Origin of the sequence: Bacillus massilinigeriensis, assembly GCF_900117315.1 — a bacterium.
In the GTDB taxonomy this organism is placed as follows: Bacteria; Bacillota; Bacilli; order Bacillales; family Cytobacillaceae; genus Bacillus_BE; species Bacillus_BE massilionigeriensis.
On the sequence record NZ_LT630337.1, the window covers coordinates 1,342,173 to 1,362,068 of the forward strand.

21 protein-coding genes are annotated in these 19,896 nt (G+C 37.4%); all 21 read right to left on the reverse strand.

Going from position 1 to position 19,896, the window contains the following annotated elements; genetic code table 11:
• Positions 1-3: 3 nt before the first annotated feature.
• Positions 4-546: an ATP-dependent protease subunit HslV gene (gene hslV / locus BQ6100_RS06730; protein WP_075980936.1), complete on the reverse strand. Its 543-nt coding sequence runs from the start codon at positions 544-546 to the stop codon at positions 4-6.
• Positions 547-558: 12 nt separating this feature from the next.
• Entirely contained in the window at positions 559-1,455 is an 897-nt protein-coding gene (gene xerC, locus BQ6100_RS06735) for a tyrosine recombinase XerC (protein ID WP_075980937.1), read from the reverse strand.
• Between the two features lie 64 nt (positions 1,456-1,519).
• Positions 1,520-2,827 (reverse strand): FADH(2)-oxidizing methylenetetrahydrofolate--tRNA-(uracil(54)-C(5))-methyltransferase TrmFO, encoded by a 1,308-nt coding sequence (gene trmFO, locus BQ6100_RS06740; protein WP_075980938.1) that lies wholly within the window; start codon positions 2,825-2,827, stop codon positions 1,520-1,522.
• Between the two features lie 185 nt (positions 2,828-3,012).
• Positions 3,013-5,088, reverse strand: a complete 2,076-nt coding sequence (topA, locus tag BQ6100_RS06745) for a type I DNA topoisomerase (RefSeq protein WP_075980939.1) — start codon at positions 5,086-5,088, stop codon at positions 3,013-3,015.
• A 451-nt stretch (positions 5,089-5,539) separates the two neighbouring features.
• On the reverse strand, positions 5,540-6,409 hold the full coding sequence (dprA, locus tag BQ6100_RS06750) for a DNA-processing protein DprA (protein ID WP_075980940.1): 870 nt from the start codon (positions 6,407-6,409) through the stop codon (positions 5,540-5,542).
• Positions 6,410-6,547: 138 nt separating this feature from the next.
• Positions 6,548-7,450: a succinate--CoA ligase subunit alpha gene (gene sucD, locus BQ6100_RS06755; protein ID WP_075980941.1), complete on the reverse strand. Its 903-nt coding sequence runs from the start codon at positions 7,448-7,450 to the stop codon at positions 6,548-6,550.
• 33 nt (positions 7,451-7,483) lie between these two features.
• A complete protein-coding gene (gene sucC, locus BQ6100_RS06760; protein WP_075980942.1) occupies positions 7,484-8,644 on the reverse strand; it encodes an ADP-forming succinate--CoA ligase subunit beta in 1,161 nt (386 codons plus the stop codon).
• A gap of 257 nt (positions 8,645-8,901) precedes the next feature.
• Positions 8,902-9,186, reverse strand: coding sequence for an EscU/YscU/HrcU family type III secretion system export apparatus switch protein (locus BQ6100_RS06765; protein ID WP_075980943.1), 285 nt, complete (start codon positions 9,184-9,186; stop codon positions 8,902-8,904).
• Entirely contained in the window at positions 9,183-11,093 is a 1,911-nt protein-coding gene (locus BQ6100_RS06770) for a hypothetical protein (RefSeq protein WP_075980944.1), read from the reverse strand. Before BQ6100_RS06770 ends, BQ6100_RS06765 begins: the two co-directional genes overlap by 4 nt.
• 12 nt (positions 11,094-11,105) lie before the next feature.
• Positions 11,106-11,882: a ribonuclease HII gene (locus BQ6100_RS06775; protein ID WP_075980945.1), complete on the reverse strand. Its 777-nt coding sequence runs from the start codon at positions 11,880-11,882 to the stop codon at positions 11,106-11,108.
• Between the two features lie 158 nt (positions 11,883-12,040).
• Positions 12,041-12,907 (reverse strand): ribosome biogenesis GTPase YlqF, encoded by an 867-nt coding sequence (ylqF, locus tag BQ6100_RS06780; protein WP_075980946.1) that lies wholly within the window; start codon positions 12,905-12,907, stop codon positions 12,041-12,043.
• A 22-nt stretch (positions 12,908-12,929) separates the two neighbouring features.
• Complete coding sequence (gene lepB, locus BQ6100_RS06785) at positions 12,930-13,481, reverse strand: signal peptidase I (RefSeq protein ID WP_075980947.1); 552 nt, start codon at positions 13,479-13,481, stop codon at positions 12,930-12,932.
• 180 nt (positions 13,482-13,661) lie between these two features.
• Entirely contained in the window at positions 13,662-14,006 is a 345-nt protein-coding gene (rplS, locus tag BQ6100_RS06790; RefSeq protein ID WP_075980948.1) for a 50S ribosomal protein L19, read from the reverse strand.
• A 145-nt stretch (positions 14,007-14,151) separates the two neighbouring features.
• Positions 14,152-14,886, reverse strand: coding sequence for a tRNA (guanosine(37)-N1)-methyltransferase TrmD (gene trmD, locus BQ6100_RS06795; RefSeq protein ID WP_075980949.1), 735 nt, complete (start codon positions 14,884-14,886; stop codon positions 14,152-14,154).
• On the reverse strand, positions 14,883-15,401 hold the full coding sequence (rimM, locus tag BQ6100_RS06800; RefSeq protein ID WP_075980950.1) for a ribosome maturation factor RimM: 519 nt from the start codon (positions 15,399-15,401) through the stop codon (positions 14,883-14,885). Before rimM ends, trmD begins: the two co-directional genes overlap by 4 nt.
• 11 nt (positions 15,402-15,412) lie before the next feature.
• The gene (locus tag BQ6100_RS06805) at positions 15,413-15,796 is read right to left on the reverse strand and encodes a YlqD family protein (RefSeq protein ID WP_075980951.1); all 384 of its coding nucleotides are present in this window, start codon (positions 15,794-15,796) and stop codon (positions 15,413-15,415) included.
• Positions 15,797-15,872: 76 nt separating this feature from the next.
• A complete protein-coding gene (locus BQ6100_RS06810; protein ID WP_075980952.1) occupies positions 15,873-16,103 on the reverse strand; it encodes a KH domain-containing protein in 231 nt (76 codons plus the stop codon).
• Between the two features lie 14 nt (positions 16,104-16,117).
• Entirely contained in the window at positions 16,118-16,390 is a 273-nt protein-coding gene (gene rpsP, locus BQ6100_RS06815) for a 30S ribosomal protein S16 (protein ID WP_075980953.1), read from the reverse strand.
• A 164-nt stretch (positions 16,391-16,554) separates the two neighbouring features.
• Positions 16,555-17,907, reverse strand: coding sequence for a signal recognition particle protein (gene ffh / locus BQ6100_RS06820; RefSeq protein ID WP_075980954.1), 1,353 nt, complete (start codon positions 17,905-17,907; stop codon positions 16,555-16,557).
• 11 nt (positions 17,908-17,918) lie between these two features.
• Positions 17,919-18,251: a putative DNA-binding protein gene (locus tag BQ6100_RS06825; RefSeq protein ID WP_075980955.1), complete on the reverse strand. Its 333-nt coding sequence runs from the start codon at positions 18,249-18,251 to the stop codon at positions 17,919-17,921.
• A 510-nt stretch (positions 18,252-18,761) separates the two neighbouring features.
• Positions 18,762-19,748 carry a signal recognition particle-docking protein FtsY gene (gene ftsY / locus BQ6100_RS06830; protein ID WP_075980956.1) on the reverse strand — a complete coding sequence of 329 codons (987 nt, stop codon included), beginning with the start codon at positions 19,746-19,748 and terminating at the stop codon, positions 18,762-18,764.
• Positions 19,749-19,896 lie beyond the last annotated feature (148 nt).

Sequence of the window (19,896 nt, forward strand, 5' to 3'; positions counted from 1 at the left end):
CCCCTATAATTCTTCCACGATTATATTATGATTAGTATATACACAAATTTCTGCAGCAATTTCTAATGCTGCCTCAGCCATTTCCTTTGCGGACATATGTTCAGCTGAAAATCTTTTCAAAGCCCTTCCTGCTGCTAAGGCATAATTGCCCCCAGAACCGATGGCTAAAATTCCATCATCTGGTTCAATAACTTCTCCAGTACCAGATATGAGTAGTAAATCTGTTTCATTCATTACAATGAGCATCGCTTCTAATTTTCTTAATACTTTGTCGCTACGCCATTGCTTCGCTAATTCAACTGCTGCCCTCTGAAGATTTCCATTAAACTCTTCAAGCTTCCCTTCAAACATTTCAAATAAAGTAAAAGCATCTGCAACAGATCCAGCGAATCCTGCTAATACTCTTCCATTAAACAACTTTCTGACTTTTCTTGCTGTGTGCTTCATCACAACTGCATTCCCAAAAGTTACTTGGCCATCTCCAGCCATTGCACATTGACCATTATGTTGAACGGCAAATATTGTCGTTGCATGAAAAGCAGACATAGTTACCTCCTCCTAAGCTCTTGGATGATGATTCATGTAAGTCTTTCTTAGATGTTCATTCGTAACATGTGTATATACTTGAGTAGAAGACAAAAACGCGTGTCCTAAAAGCTCTTGTACAGTTCTCATATCAGCACCATTATTTAATAAATGGGTTGCAAACGAATGTCTAATCATGTGCGGATGAATGCTCCCTGTTAAGGATGACTTTTCAATAATGTTATTTAAGACCACGCGGATTCCTCTAGAGGTTATTGGGCCTCCTCGGAAATTCACAAATAAATAATCGTGATTATTTTTCAAAAGTTCCTTACGTCCATATTGTATGTATTGTTCTAATGCGTCATGAGCAAAACTACCAAAAGGTACATAACGATCTTTACTTCCCTTACCATGAACAAGCACTGTTGATAAAAACATGTCAATGTCTCTAATGAGTAATCCACTACATTCACTTACACGAATACCTGTGGCATACAATAATTCAAGAAGAGCCTTATTTCTTTGTCCTAATGGAGTATCATCATTACATGCATCAAAAAGCTGACTCATTTCCTCCTCATAAAAGAATTGAGGTAATCTTTTCTCTTGTTTTGGTAAGGAGGCCAGAGCAAACGGATTCTCACTCACAAACTTTTCCCTGACTAAAAACTTAAAAAAACTTCTTAAACTTGAAATTTTTCTAGAAATTGATTTTCTAGAGAGCTTTTTTTCAAAAAGTATAGTAAGATAAAGTCTGACGTCTGAATATTGGATGTCATATAATGATTTAATGGATTGTTCAAACATGAACAAAAAAAATTCCTCTATATCATTCGTGTAATATTCAATGGTATAAGGAGAAAAGTTTTTTTCAATTTGCATATATTCGATGAAAAGCCTTAAATAATTACGAGAGCTTTCTTCCATATTTATTCCACCTTTTCAAGGGCTACTAAATAGTATCACACTTTCATAGCCCTTGCAAGGAAGTTTACAAATTTTTCACAAATTTCTGAATTGTCTCCAATGCTCTTTTCGCATGCTCTTCATTTCTTTCCTTTTTTCCCCTAATTTTCACAGGTAATTCTGGAAATAAACCAAAATTCGCATTCATCGGCTGAAAGCTTTTAGGGTTCGCTGTCGTGATATATTTTGCCATGCTGCCTATCGCAGTTTCGGCTGGAAATTCAATAGTACTTTCCCCATTAACTAATCTTGCTGCATTGATCCCCGCAATAAGACCACTTGCAGCAGATTCAACATACCCTTCAACCCCGGTCATTTGTCCAGCAAAAAATAAATTTGGTCGATTCTTGAATTGGTAGGTTGCATTTAATACTTTAGGAGAATTAATAAATGTATTTCGATGCATAACCCCATAGCGGACTATTTCAGCATTTTCTAAGCCAGGAATTAGTTGAATGACTTCTTTTTGTGGTCCCCATTTGAGATGAGTTTGAAAGCCAACAATATTATATAACGTCCCCGCAGCATCATCCTGCCTTAGTTGAACAACCGCGTATGGCCTACGACCTGTTCTCGGATCTTCTAAACCTACGGGCTTCATAGGACCAAAAAGCATTGTCTTTTTCCCTCTTGATGCCATAACCTCAATTGGCATGCATCCCTCAAAAAAGACTTCTTTTTCAAATTCCTTTAGCGGAACGGTTTCTGCAGAGATTAAAGCATCATAAAATCGATTGAACTCCTCTTCAGTCATGGGACAGTTTAAGTAGGCTGCCTCTCCTTTATCGTATCTAGATTTTAAGTAAACCTTATCCATATTGATACTTTCTTTTTCAATAATTGGAGCAGCTGCATCATAAAAATAAAAATATTCCTCATCCATAATTTCTTTTAGCCTTGTCGATAATGCTTCAGAGGTTAGAGGCCCCGTAGCAATGACAGTAGGCGTATCTGAAAGATCTGTTACTTCCTCCGTTATGACCGTAACATTTGGATGATTTTTAACTTGCTCTGTAACCCTTGAGGAAAATTCGTGGCGGTCAACAGCAAGAGCGCCCCCTGCAGGGACTGCACATTCATCTGCCGATTGGATAATAACAGAGTCTAATATTCTCATCTCTTCTTTTAATACACCTACAGCATTTGTTAGGGTGTTAGCGCGTAGCGAATTGCTACAAACCAATTCGGCAAATTTGTCCGTGTGGTGGGCAGGTGTTTGTTTCACCGGTCTCATTTCAAATAAATTGACGTGAATGCCTCTTTTGGCAATTTGCCATGCGGCTTCGCTACCAGCTAACCCTGCACCGATAACATTGATTGTTTGATTAGACATAAAGTTGAACCTCCAAGAACGTATGTAAATAATATTGTAAAAAATGGTTTTCCTATTTCTTATTCTTTTTCATTTTATTAATACGATTCAAAAGAATAAAAGTTCTATTAAAAGTAGACGAACATGAATTTTAACATATTTCTGGCAAATTTCCAATAAAAAGAGCGAGCTTTAGAGCTCACTCTTTAAGATTGTTGGTTTTCTTTATAATCACAATTGACACATTGCACCTGTACACCTTTTTTCAGCTTTTTCTCAACTAGTAAGCCTTCACATTTAGGACAGCTCCGTGGCAATGGCTTATCCCATGATAGGAAATCACATTCAGGGAATCGGTTACAGCCATAAAAGATTCTACGCTTTTTACTTTTTCTCTCGATGATTTCTCCTTCTTTACACTTAGGACAGGTCACCCCGATTTCCTTTACAATGGCCTTTGTATTTCGGCAATCTGGAAAATTACTGCAAGCCATAAATTTCCCATACCTGCCCATTTTGAAGACCATTTCATTGCCGCATAACTCACAATTTTCTCCTGCAGGCTCATCCCTAATCTCGACCTTCTGCATCTCAAGTTCTGCTACCTTCAAGCGTTTTTCAAATTCCTTGTAAAATCCGTCGATAATATTAACCCATTTTTCCTTACCATCTTCAATATTATCAAGGTCTTTTTCCATCTTTGCCGTAAATTCTACATCAATAATTTCCGGGAAGAATTCCATCATTAATTCATGAACAATTTCTCCAAGCTCAGTAGGAATAAAACGCTTATTATCAAGAGCGACATATCCCCTCTTTTGGATCGTATCAAGGGTCGGAGCATAGGTAGATGGTCTCCCTATACCTAATTCTTCAAGTGTCTTAACCAATCTTGCCTCTGTATATCGAGGAGGTGGCTGTGTGAAATGTTGATTTGGTTCAATATCTTTAACCAACACCTCGTCACCTTCTTTAAGATCAGGCAGCATTCGATCCTTTTCTTCCGATTGGTCATCTGTACCCTCAACATACACTTTCGTAAACCCAGGAAACTTAATTTTGGATCCCGTTGCACGGAATACAACATCCCCATTTTTCAAGTCAACACTCATTGTATCCATGACGGCAGGTGACATTTGACTAGCAATAAAACGATCCCAAATGAGCTTATATAAACGGAATTGATCCCTTGAGAGGTAACCTTTTATAGTGCTTGGCTCTCTTAGTGGGCTCGTTGGTCGAACTGCTTCATGAGCATCCTGAGCATTCGTATTCTTTTTTTCCTTTCGCTTTGTTGCTTGGGTAAAATCCTGACCATAGTGTTCTATAATATAGGAGTTCGCCTCAGATTGGGCTGTTTCGGATATTCTCGTTGAATCCGTTCTCATATAAGTAATTAATCCAACGGTGCCTTCCTTACCTAAATCTATTCCTTCATATAGTTGTTGGGCAAGCATCATGGTTTTTTTCGCTCGGAAATTTAATTTTCTTGCCGCTTCTTGCTGTAACGAAGAGGTCGTGAAAGGAGCAGCAGGGTTTCTCCTTCGTTCCTTTTTCGACACATTTGTAATTTGAAATGAATTCCCTTTTATTTGATTTAATAATGCCTTCACTTCTTCTTCAGAATGCAATTCCTTTTTCTTATTGTCAATCCCATAAAAGAATGCTTCAAACTGGTTCTTGCCTTTTAGAAATTCCCCTTCAACCGTCCAATACTCTTCGGGAACAAACGCCTTGATTTCCTTTTCACGATCGATAATGAGACGGACAGCAACCGATTGGACACGACCTGCACTAAGTCCCTTTTTGACCTTTTTCCAAAGCAATGGACTGATATTGTATCCTACGAGTCTATCCAACACTCTTCGTGCTTGCTGGGCATTTACTAAATCTGTGTTAATTGGTCGAGGATGCTTAAAAGACTCCTTAATAGCATCCTTTGTTATCTCATTAAAGACTACTCTACAATCTGAATGAATATCTAAATCCAAGGTATGGGCTAAATGCCATGCAATTGCCTCCCCTTCTCTATCAGGGTCAGCTGCGAGGTAAATTTTCTTTGCCTTTTTTGCTGCTGTTTTTAACTCTTTCAGAATCGGACCCTTACCTCGAATAGTTATATACTTGGGCTCAAAATGGGTTTCAGCACTCACACCCATTTGGCTTTTTGGTAGATCACGTACATGCCCCATAGAAGCCTTTACTTTATATTTTTTGCCTAAATAGCGTTCAATCGTTTTAGCCTTTGCCGGTGACTCAACGATAACAAGAAAATCTGACATCCATAATCCTCCTTGAGAGGGATAATATAGCAATAACACATCACTAATACTCACTCAAAAAAATCTTATTACAAGTGTAATCTTTTAAATTTTTCTTTGCTTTACAAAGTATATAATTCAGTTACCCTCAAAATAATGACTATTATTAATCAAAAGCTTTCCCTTGTCAAACTTTTAAACCTTCTCACTTGCAAAAGGTGAGTAAAAATCATTGAGTTTTTTGCTTTGAAATTAATAATATTCATTCATTTATTTAATCATATTTGACACCAAAAATATTCAAACTTATGTTGCAAAATGTATAACAGATTGAAAAGAATTTCAACCTTTTTGTGAAAATTCCTTTTAATTAATGGTTTCTTTTAGTAAATTCTTGGATTTTTTATGAATTTTCATATTTTTTTATGGTTTTTATCAACAGTTTTTATTGATGTTTTGTCTTGGAACTTTTTTAATAATAAATTTCTTCTATTATATCCTGAGAACATTTTACCGGTTTTGCTCCCTGTTGTATTAATTCATTCGTCCCTACGGAGTATGGACTAAAAATACTACCTGGCAGAGCAAATACCTCTCTTCCTTCATTTAATGCTAAATTCGCTGTTATTAATGAACCACTTCTACTTTTTGCTTCTATAATAAAGGTGCCCCAGCTAATCCCACTGATTATTCGATTTCTCATTGGAAACTGCCATCTTGCAGGCTTTGTGTTAGGAGGGTATTCTGAAATTACCAATTGGTTTCTCATCATTTCAAAAGCTAAATCTTTATTTTCCTTTGGATATATATGATAAAAGCCACCTCCCAATACTGCAATGGTTTTTCCACTGTTCATTACTGCTGTTTGATGAGCAAGTGTGTCAATACCTGTAGCTAGCCCGCTTACGATGACAATTCCTCTTTCCAATAACTTTGGAAAGAGAGAATCAATTGCCCTCTTTCCATATTCCGTAGCTACCCTTGATCCAACAACCGCTAATTTTGGAGTTTGATTTAATATTTCAACATCACCTTTTGCATATAATATCCAAGGTGGTTGGTAGATTTCTTTTAATAGGGGTGGATAGTATGGATCAAAGATGCTGATGATCTTTATTTGATTATATGGATACTGTCTAATTTGATCGAGTGTGGAATGGGAATGAAGGTCAGTTAATATAGTACGATAAGAAGCTGGGGATAGTTTTGAGATTAATACGGCAGTTGAATCATTATATAAGTTTTTTAATTCAACATCTATTTCTAATAAGTCATACACAAGTTTCCAGCCAACACCGCGACAATGAAGGAGATGAGCTAATCTCTTTTTAAAATCATCCATTTTTTTCCTCCTGTTCTATTTTTCTATTGAGTTGGAACTTAAGGGAAATAAAAGATTTCAAATAAGGGGAAGATTGTGGGATCTTTTGAGAAGGAGAGGTTGACTGAAAGCCAACCTCTCCAATTTCATTTAAGATAATTAATGTGTTTTACATTGGTCATATAGACCTTTTTCCTTTAGAACCTTAATCAAGGTTTCACCCATGACAGAAGGAGTATCAGCAACTTCAATTCCGCATTCATTCATGGTTTTAATTTTCTCATCTGCTGTTCCTTTTCCACCAGAAATAATTGCACCAGCATGCCCCATACGTTTGCCAGGAGGAGCCGTACGCCCGCCGATAAAGCCGACAACAGGTTTTGTCATATTCTCTTTTACCCATTGTGCTGCTTCTTCTTCAGCGGTTCCACCGATTTCACCAATCATGATGACCGCATATGTTTCTGGATCTTCGTTAAAGGCCTTTAATACATCGATGAAATTGGTCCCATTAACTGGGTCTCCACCAATTCCAACAGCAGTTGTTTGACCTAGTCCAGCTTGAGTTAATTGGTGTACAGCTTCATAGGTTAATGTACCAGAGCGAGAAACAACCCCAACATGACCTTTTTTATGAATATATCCAGGCATAATTCCTATTTTACATTCATCAGCTGTAATGACTCCAGGGCAGTTTGGACCTACAAGTCTAGTTTTCTTTCCTTCCATGTAACGCTTAACCTTGACCATATCTAAAACAGGAATATGTTCGGTAATACAAATGGCTAAATCAAGTTCTGCATCAACGGCTTCCATAATTGCATCAGCTGCAAAGGGAGCGGATACATAAATGACAGAAGCATTCGCACCAGTTGCCTTTACTGCTTCTGATACTGTATTAAATACAGGAACACCCTCTACTTCGGTACCACCTTTACCAGGTGAAGTACCCCCTACTATTTTTGTTCCGTATTCGAGCATTTCTTTTGTATGAAATCTAGCTGTAGCACCAGTAATCCCTTGGACGATAACCTTAGTATCTTTATTAATAAATACGCTCACTTCAATTTCTCCTTTCTTTCATCCGTATTTGCCTTAACCAACTAGTGAAACAATCTTTTGCGCCCCGTCAGCCATCGAATCAGCGGAGATAATATTGATATCTGATTCAGCAAGGATTTTCTTTCCTAGCTCCACATTTGTACCTTCTAAGCGAACGACAAGAGGAACACTCAAACCAACTTGCTTTGCAGCTTCTACTACTCCCTCGGCAATAACGTCACATTTCATGATTCCACCAAAGATATTAACGAATATCCCTTTAACATTTGGATCAGAAAGGATAATTTTGAACGCCTCTGTTACCTTTTCAGCTGTTGCACCGCCCCCAACATCAAGGAAGTTAGCTGGTTCTCCACCGTAATGCTTAATAATGTCCATTGTAGACATTGCAAGCCCGGCACCATTAACCATACAACCAATGTTTCCATCAAGGGCTACATAGCTTAAATCATATTTTGAAGCTTCAATTTCTTTTGGATCTTCTTCTTCAAGATCACGGTATTCCACCACATCTTTTTGACGGTATAATGCATTGGAGTCGAAGTTTAGTTTGGCATCTAAAGCCATAACTTTACCATCACCAGTTACAACTAATGGATTAATTTCTGCGATGGAGCAATCTTTTTCGATATAAGCTTGGTATAGTCCAAGCATAAATTTAACGGCTTGATTAATTAATTCATTTGGAATATTAATAGAGTAGGCAATTCGACGTGCTTGAAATGGTAATAATCCAACGACTGGATCAATCTCTTCTTTAAAAATTTTCTCAGGAGTTTTTGCAGCAACTTCCTCGATTTCAGTTCCGCCCTCTTCGGAAGCCATAAGAACGACGTGTGAAGTTGCACGATCTAATACTAAACCAACATAGTATTCTTTCTTAATATCGCAGCCTTCTTCAATTAGTAAACGTTTTACTTCTTTCCCCTCAGGGCCAGTTTGGTGTGTGACAAGTGTTTTACCTAGAATTTCACTTGCATATGTACGAATTTCCTCTAGGTTCTTCGCAACCTTAACCCCGCCAGCTTTTCCACGTCCACCTGCATGAATTTGTGCTTTAACAACACAAACATCTGTACCTAAATCTTTTGCAGCTTCAACAGCTTCTTCAACCGTAAAAGCAACTCTCCCATTAGGAACTGTTACCCCGTATTTTCTGAGGATTTCTTTTCCTTGGTACTCATGAATATTCATTCCCCATCCTCCTTTAATCTAGCACCCGTCTTAAGACAACATGAAAAATGCATATGGGAAAACGAATCAAAATAATCGTATCCCTGTGTTCACTGCTTCATGATATTATCTGACTGAGCGCTCGCTTTTCTATCTAACTTTTCAAAAAATAAGACCGCGCTTTCATTTTATAAGACAACACCTACCTTGTCTAGCTTTATGCATAAAATATAATATTTATTTGGAAAATTAAAAAAAGCCAGCTTATTTAGCCAGCCTTATTTCTCATCTATCTTTTGATCTATTCGATATACAAATGCAAATAACTCTGCTACTACTTGATAAAGCTCATCAGGGATATTTTCGTTTATGTTTAGCTTGCTTAAAAGTGAGACAAGAGAGGGGTCTTCTTGGATTGGAATATTATTCTCTTCCGCCTTCGTTATGATATTATCGGCAATGATTCCCTTTCCCTTTGCTAAAACATGGGGAGAATCACTTCCTTCTGGATCATATCCTAATGCAATAGCTTCCTTTCTCTCTGTTTTTATATTATTCTTCATATTCTTATGTCTACTCCGTTATATTGTTTTGTATCGTAGATGGTTTCAAAAGCCTTCATTGATTTCCAATCGTTCTTTACATTGGTTTTTTCAAAGGTGATTGAAGAAAGCTGATAATTAAGGGCATTTAGATTGGCCTTCAGACCATTCAACATTGGAGCAGCAATTGCTTTAATGGATTCATGATTATTAATTATTGTGACATTCATAATCCGATTTTGTATTTTCACATCTACAATGGTTTCCTTCAAGGAACTCAATTCTAAATAAAATAGAAGGCGGCAATAATCAGGATCAATTTTTCCATCCTCTTTTTTTCGTCCGTTCCATTGCACCGTTAAATCCACTGTTTTATCTAGAAAATTGAATGGTACTTGGACAAGATACTGCTGAATAGGTCCTATTTCCTGTGAAAGCATTTGTAATCCTGAGATTTTATTTAATAATTGTTCAGCTGTCTCCTTAATGGGAAAGGAATGATCCTCATTTAAAAATTTAATTAACAGAGGCTTTAGAGCATCAATCTCTTCCAAACCTGGTTGTTGCCCATTTTGAAGTAACTGAAGTGTATCATGTTCATAAATAAACCCGATCGACCTCATTAATAGCTTTAGTTTATTTGAAAGGGAGCTACTATTTTCCAAATTAGTAGCCTCGCTTTCCAGAGTCATGGACAATTGCTTGATTAACTCCAGCACGGAATTGGAGTTTCTTTTTCCCATCCCCGCATGACTACTATTGATGAATTCTCTTAAAGAATGAAATGCTAGATCCATCACTTTTTCGCCTTCCGTACGAGAAAATAAATTGATTATTCCTTTTAATATAGTATCCTTTTGAACATCTGTAAATTGTGGATCTGCCTGGAAGGAGTGAAGGAATCGCCTAACGCTTTCCGGATTATTATTTTCATGCTTGATTATTGAAGTCAGAATTTCCAATCCTTCCTTAGGAAGACTTCTCCTCCAATCCACATTTTGCTTTTGATTACTATTCTCCAACACATTATCAAGGGAGGAGGATTGGCTCCTTTCTTCCATTGTTTGAATTGGTCGAACAAGTTCCCCACTGATATTGGACCCTTGATTCTTCTCCGTATCCGTTACTAGGAATGGGCTTTTTTGCAAAGCATGGTCCAACACTTTATCCTCTGAACCCTTTGGCAGCCATCCAATCCTTTGCAAAATCTGAAAAGCAGCTTCTGATTTTTCTTTATCTTGACCTAGCCATGAAGAAAATAAATGAGTAATCGCCTTTTCATATGCCTTCTCTTTTCCTGTAGTTAATAGATTAGTAGAAAGCTCATATAATTTCTTTCCGGTTTCTGTATCATGATCATTTTCTAACAATAAACTTAACCTTGAAATAAGGGAATGCATCGGCTCATTTCTAATAGCAGCTGTCAAACTTAGGAAAATATCCTTTGATAGAGGGAGATTTCTTGAAAATATTTGCTTGAGGGCTTCTAAGCCTTCCTTTTGTGTTTCAAGTTGATTTAACCACTGACTTGCCGTGGTAAAGGATTCTTTAGTTAAAGGGAGCTGCTCTTTAATAAAAAATCGTATTAAATCTATATTTTCTTTTGTCATATTCATGCCTAGGAGTTTTAATAATCCTTCAAAGGAGGATGTTGTACTTTTCTCACTATTTCCTTGACCTATTAAAACCTTTAAATGGACCTTTCCCTCACCGGGCTGAACCTGAAACCAATAGCGATCATTCGCCGTTAATGGAACCTCCAGAGAAGCAATCATTTTATTTGCACCGACTTGAATTTCGGCTGTTTGATTTGGAAAAAGTTTGATTACTTTCCCATTAATGAGTTGTCCAGGTTGAAGGGAAACAGCTTTTGATAAGCTGTTAGACTCTTGCTTCAATAATGACTGGATTAAATTAGCCGAAATCATAAAACCACCTTCTTACTCTCTTATCTTTGCATCTTTTACTGGAGAAAAGCTTTTTCGATGATATTTCGTTACACCATACTTTTCAATTGCTAGTAAGTGCTCTTTTGTACCGTAACCCATATTTTGTGAAAAACCGTATTCAGGATACTCTTTATCTAAGTCTTTCATCAGCCTATCTCTTGTCACCTTTGCAACAATCGAGGCAGCAGCAATAGACACACTTTTGGCATCCCCTTTAATAATTGCCTCTTGTGGATAAGGGGTAGTAAGCTTCACTGCATCAATTAACAAGAAATCCGGCTTAATAGAAAGCTCTGAAATGGAAGATAGCATCGCCTTTTTGGAGGCCTCTAATATGTTGATTGAATCAATAACATCCACATCGATCAGACCAATACCAACAGCTAAGGCTTTCTCGCAAATCATTCTTGCAAATTCCTCACGCTTTTGCTCAGTTAGCTTTTTAGAATCATCAATACCAGGTAGATAAAAATCCGCTGGGAGGATGACAGCTGCAGCAACAACCGGACCAGCTAATGGACCTCTGCCAACTTCATCAATGCCTGCAATATTTTGAAAACCTTGTTTTCGATATTTATTTTCGAAGTAACACATTTCATGAAATTTCGTTTTTTCTTTCTGGTCTCTTTCCATTTTTCTATTCCATTTAAGGAGTAAACTTTTTGCCCCTTTGCGATCATCTAATTCCAGCTGCTTTATGAAAGGATCTGTTTGCTCTGTAATGAAAGATAGTTTATTTTCTATCTCTGAGATAGTTAGTTTTTGCATATTGTCTCCTTTATGTAGCTCTATTACATGATTCGTTGTATCTATATCATTTTTATCGGTTATTTTTCAAAAAAATAAAGACCTTCATATGAAGGCCTTCTATTTATGATTTTTGTACCTTGAAGGTCTGAAAAATATATCAAATAATATCAATAATCTTATCCTTGCTTCTCTTCAAGCATAGTTGGAGTTTCGAAGGTGAGGGCTCCAAGTTGCTCCGTACGGATTTCGCGGATTACAAGCTCTGTTACTTTGTCATAATCAACTTCTCCTCCGCCCATTAAACAGCCTCTAAGCCGTCCAATCATATCAAGGAGCTCCACTATATCCGATGGAATACTTTCAAGCTTGTACCGCTCTTTAAGACGCTCAGGATACTCACTCTCAAGGAATTTTAAGGCATGGATTGCCACATCGTGTAAATTCAAGATTGTATCTTTAATCGCTCCAGTGATGGCTAACTTCATACCAACATCCTGATCTTCAAATTTCGGCCAAAGAATTCCTGGCGTATCTAATAACTCTAATTCTTTCCCTACCTTTATCCATTGCTGTGCCTTCGTTACACCTGGAGTATTCCCCGTTTTCGCGATATTCTTCTTAGCAAGGCGATTAATAAGTGTCGATTTCCCTACATTTGGAATCCCGACAATCATCGCTCTTATCGCCCTTGGTTTGACCCCTTTAGCCTTCATTCGGTCAAATTTCTCTTGTAAAATTTCCTTTGAGGCATGGACAATATCCTTCATTCCAACACCAGCTTGGGAATTGATTGCCAATGCATGTATACCTTTTGAACGAAAATATTGAATCCATTGATTTGTTTTATCTTTGTCTGCCATGTCGGCTTTATTTAGAAGGACCAATCTTGGTTTATGCTGGATAATCTCGTCAATCATTGGATTGCGTGAGGAAAATGGAATTCGAGCATCTACTAGTTCAAAAATAATATCGACTAGCTTTAATTTTTCTGTAACCTGTCGCCTAGCTTTCGCCATATGCCCAGGAAACCATTGAATAGTCATATAAGGGACACCTCCCTAAGGTTTATTTCACAATTCGGATGTCTTTTAATGGCCAGTAAATAATACTTGTATTACCCAGAACTTTTTCCATTGGAACTGTTCCTATATGACGACTATCCTTACTGTATCTACGATTGTCTCCCATGACGAATAAATGACCTTCAGGTACAGTTGACTGCCCTATAATCTCTTCTAAAGTAAATGGTTCAGTTAACGGACCATCCACTTCTTCTCTTTTATATTGTTCCAAATATGGTTCGTTATATTTTTTTCCATTGATGTAAAGTGTATCATTTTTATATTCAATTCGGTCACCTGGAAGACCGATAACTCTTTTTATGTAATCTTTATTCTCAGGTGCATGAAACACAATGATATCAAACCGTTTTGGTTCTCCAATTTTGTAGCTAAACTTATTGACAATCATTCGATCCTTGTCAAGTAATGTTGGCATCATGGATTCACCATCAACAACGATTGGAGCAAATAAAAAGTATCGAATCACTGCGGCTAGTAAAACAGCTATAATTAAAGCCTTTACCCACTCCCACAATTCATTCTTTTGTTTTGCCATCTCTTCCCCTCCATTCTTCCATATAAAATTATTATCATCATAACCTAATATGTTTATTTTACTAAAAAATAATAAATAAACATATCTTCATGAATTTTAAATACAATGCTTTACGAATGCATTTATTAGTCATTAACTATGAAAAAGGAGCTTGTTATACAAGCTCCTTCTTTAATGCGATTATCGAATTTCTTTAATACGAGCTTTTTTACCACGTAGGTTACGTAAGTAATAAAGTTTAGCACGGCGAACTTTACCGCGACGGATAACTTCAAGCTTCGCAATTTTTGGTGTGTGTACTGGGAATGTACGCTCAACGCCTACTCCGTAAGAAACTTTACGTACTGTAAAAGTTTCGCTAATACCACCACCACGACGCTTAATCACAACACCTTCATACACCTGAATACGCTCACGAGTACCCTCGATAACTTTTACGTGTACACGTACAGTATCACCAGGACGGAAAGCTGGAAGATCAGAGCGAAGTTGTTCTTTAGTGATTTCTTCGATTAATTTATGCATCGTTTTCAACTCCTCCCACAGATGCTCTTGCACAACTATTTCCTATATAAATGCAGCGGAACACCGTTATCAGACTATATACTGAAAAGAATCCAGTCTAAGTCACAAAAATTATCATAACATAACCGATAAATACTTGCAATATTTATTCCTGTTTTTTAAATTCTTCAATCCACTTTTTTTGTTGATCAGTCAATTCTATTTCATCCAGTAAATCCGGTCGACGGAAAAACGTTCTCCGAAGGGATTCCTTTGCCCTCCACTCCTCAATTAATCGATGATTTCCGCTAATAAGTATGTCAGGAACAGGCATCCCTCTAAAGTCGGCAGGTCTAGTATAATGTGGATGTTCTAGGAAGCCCGTACTAAAGGAATCCTTTTGATGGGATTCCTCATTTCCAAGGACTCCCCCCAATAGTCTTACTACACTATCAATGACAACCATCGCACCTAGCTCTCCACCAGTTAAAACAAAGTCTCCTATGGAGATTTCGTCCGTGACTAAGTACTCTCTAATTCTTTCATCATAGCCTTCATAATGCCCACAAATGAATATTAAATGATCTTCTCTTGCTAATTCCTCAGCCATTTTTTGATTATAACGCTTTCCCTGAGGACACATTAAAATAATTCGTGGTTGCTTCTTTACTCCTTCTGTAAGGGAGGAAACCGCATCAAAAATAGGCTGCGGCTTTAATACCATCCCCGCTCCGCCACCATAAGGATAATCATCAACCTGTCCATGCTTACTGTCCGCAAACTCACGGAAATTTACTACATGATAGCTAACAGCATGTTGATCTTCAGCTTTTTTCAAAATCGAATGACCGAAAACCCCATCAAACATCTCTGGAAAAAGCGTTAAAACATCGATTTTCATGATAATAATCCTTCCATTGGCTCGATTACTACTTTTCGATCCTGGACATTAACGTCTTTTACAATGTCTTCAATGTAAGGGATGAGGATTTCTTTACCGCGACTTCCTTTGATAACCCAAACATCATTGGCACCAGGAGTAAGAATCTCGGTAATTCTCCCAAGAGACTCACCTTCAGTCGTAAAAACCGTGCAACCGATAATTTCATGATAGTAAAATTCATTTTCCTCGAGCTTTCCTAAAGCTTCCTCTGTTACCTTGAGGATACCACCCTTCATCTTCTCCACATCATTTACATTATCGAAGCCTTCAAAGGTCAACAAATCAAATGATTTATGAACTCGGTGAGATTTAATAATTAAAGGAGTGGGTTCATTTGAATCTGGCATAAACAAATATAGCTTATTTCCAGGCTGGTAACGTTCATTGGCAAAATCCGTTCTTGAAATGACCCGAACTTCCCCCTTAATACCATGAGTATTAACGATTTTCCCAACGTTAAACCATTTTTCCAATTTCATCACCTCTAGCGTATTTCAACGACCATTCCATCTTTAATGACAATTGTTTTCTCATTTATATCATCCCAGCAATCTCCTTCTTTAATCTCGAGAATTGCTTGGACCTCTTTTTCCTTTAATTCACTGCCTAAGGGTAGCATATGTAATTGTTCTATTTGGAAATCAACAAGCTGTATTTTTTCTAATCGATGTTGAATTTCCTTTTCAAAATGCTGATCAATTTTTGTTCGTTGCAGCTTATTTGCCTTTTCCAGCTTTTTCATTTCGAATCGAAGCTGATCGCATTCTTTTTGGTATTGACTCTTATCATTGGTCAATCTTCTTAAAAGCTCTTCTTTACTTTTTTCAGTTAATACTTGCTTTACGATAACACTTTGAAGGATTTTCATTTATTAGGCCTCCTTAGCGCTTACAAACCACTATTGTAAAAAAAGGAGGGGAATCCCCTCCTATTTTAAATACTGCTTATTCTATTATTTCTAATAAAATTTTCTTCTGTTGTGAAGCTCCTGCTGCATAGACAACAGTTCGTAAAGCCTTTGCAACACGACCTTGTTTTCCTATCACTTTTCCCATGTCTGTTTTATTAACAGATAATTTATAGATAATATGATCGTCTTCCTCATTTACATGGACAATCACTTCATCCGGATAATCAACAAGGGGTTTTACAATCGTTTCAATGAGTTCTTTCATTGGCTTTGAGGCAATTACTTGCTGTATTTAGCGTTATGGAATTTTTCCATAATGCCTTGTTTAGAGAAAAGATTGCGAACTGTGTCAGATGGTTTTGCACCGTCTTTTAACCATTTAAGAGCTAACTCTTCATTAATTTCAACTTGAGCTGGTTGTGCAACTGGATTGTAAGTTCCAACTGTTTCAATGAAACGTCCATCACGTGGTGAACGAGAATCAGCTACTACAATACGATAGAAAGGAGATTTTTTTGCTCCCATACGTTTTAAACGAATTTTTACTGCCATTTTAAATAAGCACCTCCGAATAGTTTCACACAAGATAGTATAATATCAATTGTTTTAAAGTTTGTAAAGTGTTTTTTCTTTACATGTTAAATAATAGTTGGTAATTTGTAAGAAGTCGCAAGATGGATTTTGTCATGCACTTCTATTTTATGGAATAAAAAGGATTAAAAAGGATTAAATGGTAGCTTAAACCCACCTCTTTTTTTCCCTTTCATCTGCATTCCACTCATTTGCTTCATCATTTTTTTCATGTCTTCAAATTGCTTTAAGAATCTGTTCACTTCAGGGACAGTTGTTCCAGATCCCTTTGCAATTCTTCTTCTACGACTAGCATTAATCATTTCCGGATGAAGTTTTTCTTCTTTCGTCATTGATTTAATGATAGCCTCAACATGTGTAAACTGCTTTTCATCAAATTGAAGATTATCCAAGCCCTTAATTTTGTTTGCACCAGGAATCATTTTAAGAAGCTCGTCAAGCGGTCCCATATTCCTGACTTGTCCTAATTGGTCTAGGAAGTCATCGAATGTGAAGGATGCTGTCCGAAACTTTTGTTCCAATTCCTTTGCTTTTTCTTCATCAACACTAGCTTGTGCTTTTTCAATAAGGGTTAACACATCTCCCATACCTAGTATACGAGATGCCATTCGTTCTGGATGAAATGCTTCAATTGCATCCATTTTTTCTCCAAGACCAACGAATTTAATTGGGGTATTGGTTACAGAACGGATAGATAATGCTGCCCCACCACGGGTATCTCCATCCAGCTTAGTTAGGATAACTCCGGTAAGTCCCAATTGCTCATTAAAACTACCTGCAACATTCACAGCATCCTGACCAGTCATTGCGTCAACAACTAGAAAGATTTCATCAGGCTTGGTAAGCTCTTTAATTTGCTTAAGCTCATCCATTAAAGCTTCATCTACATGTAAGCGTCCAGCGGTATCAATTAAAACATAATCATTATGTTCCTCTTTTGCCTTTGATATGGCTTGCTTTGCAATTTCCACAGGGCTTACTTTATCTCCAAGGGAGAAGACTGGCATGTTCAGCTGCTTACCTAATGTTTCTAGCTGCTTGATTGCTGCGGGACGATAAACATCCGCTGCTACGAGTAAAGGATTTCGATTATGTTTTTTTCGGAGCAGGTTCGCTAGTTTTCCAGTGGTTGTCGTTTTCCCAGCCCCTTGAAGACCAACCATCATAATGACGGTAGGAGGACGACTAGCTACTGCAATCTTGCTTTGTTCTCCACCCATTAATTCAGTAAGTTCTTCTTTTACAACTTTAATAACTTGTTGTCCTGGGGTTAAGCTTTTTAAGACTTCCTGTCCAACCGCACGCTCACTCACTTTTTTGACAAATTCCTTAACTACTTTAAAGTTAACATCTGCCTCTAAAAGAGCAAGACGTACATCGCGCATCATTTCTTTTACATCTGCTTCCGAAACTTTCCCTTTACCACGGATTTTCTGGATTGTATTTTGCAGTCGGTCGGCTAATCCTTCAAATGCCATAACGCCGCCTCCTAATCTAATTTTTCAAGCTCTGAAACAACCTCTAAAAGCGATTGCTTCGATGGTGAATCCTCTTGGATCATCTCTTTTAAATGTGTAAAAAGTTTACTGCGCTTTTGAAATTTCTGAAACAATAATAGCTTTTCTTCATATTCTTCAAGCATTGCTTCTGTTCTTTTAATGTTGTCGTAAACCGCTTGACGACTGACATCATATTCTTCAGCAATTTCACCAAGAGAAAAATCATCTAAGTAATAAAGGGACATATAGCTTTGTTGCTTAGGCGTCAACAACGTCTGGTAAAAATCATAAAGATAGTTCATTCTCGTTGTTTTCTCCAGCATACTGGTTCCCCCTTTGTTAAGTGAAAAGCCTTTACAATCACTAGTTTACATGGTTCATTTGGTGATGTCAAGAAAATATCTTTACAGATAGGAATGATTGATTAACCATAGTTTTAAGAGGTCTTTTTGAGTTTTTTGTTATTTTTAGAAAGGAAAAACGGGGATATTCCCCGTATTTTTCCTTAAAGGAGCTTCATGAGATGGTCCATTCCATTTGATTTAAGTTTTATTCGCAAAAATCCGCTTTTTATTCGCGAAATTTAATTTTTATTCGTGAAAATCCACTTTTTATTCGCGAAACATCGCAATTTATTCGCAAAAATAAAATTATATTCGCGATTTCAGTTTTTTCTCGCGAAAAATTTTATTTATTCGCGATTTCTATCTCTTATTCGCAGAAATTCCCCACTTTCGCGAAAACCAAAGGTTATTCGCGAACCACCACCCATTTGCGAACAATCAAAATCAAACTACCTAAGCCCACCAACCATGCTCACTCAAAAATCCAATCTAAGCCTCACTATCAACAATCTCAGCAAACAACCCATATACATACTGTTCAGCATCAAACTCTTGAAGATCATCCATCTTCTCACCTAAGCCAACAAATTTCACCGGAATATTCAATTCATTTCGGATGGCAAGAACAATTCCACCCTTTGCTGTTCCGTCAAGCTTCGTTAAAACAATTCCACTGACATCTGTTGCTTCTTTAAAGGTTTTCGCCTGAATCATTGCATTTTGGCCGGTAGTTGCATCAAGAACAAGAAGTACCTCATGTGGGGCACCAGGGATTTCCCTTTCAATGACACGTTTAACCTTTTCAAGCTCCTTCATTAAGTTAACCTTGTTTTGCAAACGGCCAGCTGTATCACAAAGGAGAATATCTACGTTCCGTGATTTAGCTGCTTTAACCGCATCGTACATTACCGCGGCTGGATCTGATCCTTCCGCTTGCTTAATCACATCAACACCGACCCGCTCTCCCCAAACCTCTAATTGATCAATGGCCCCAGCACGGAATGTGTCACCTGCAGCAAGTAGAACTTTTCGACCCTCTGATTGAAATTTATGGGCCAGTTTCCCGATGGTTGTTGTTTTCCCAACACCATTTACACCTACAAACAAGATGACGGTCAATCCACCTTCTTGAATATTTAATCCTAAAGTGCTGTCATTCCCCTTATTGTAAATTTCAACAAGTTTCTCTGAAATAACATCTTGAACTTCCTTCGGGTCTTGAATATTCTTGCGTTTCACTTCCATTTTCAGCTCGTCCACTAGTTTCATAACCGTATCAAAGCCAACATCCGCTTGAATCAAAATTTCTTCAAGCTCTTCAAAAAAATCTTCATCTACCTTTCGATAGCGGGACACCAAATCATTGACTTTATTAGAAAAATTATCGCGAGTTTTCGTCAGTCCCTCTTTGAATTTTTCCGTGACTGAGTCTGTTTGCTTTGTAATTTTTTCTTTTAATTTTTTAAAAAAGCTCATTTTTTCCACTTCCTTATTTTACTTAGGCTGTTTTCGTATAGATTGTTGCTTTTATAACCGCAGCCTGAATACACTCCGCTTTCCGTGGGCGAGCGGTGAGCCTCCTCGTTGCTACGCTCCTCGAGGGTCTCACCTTTCTCGCATTCCC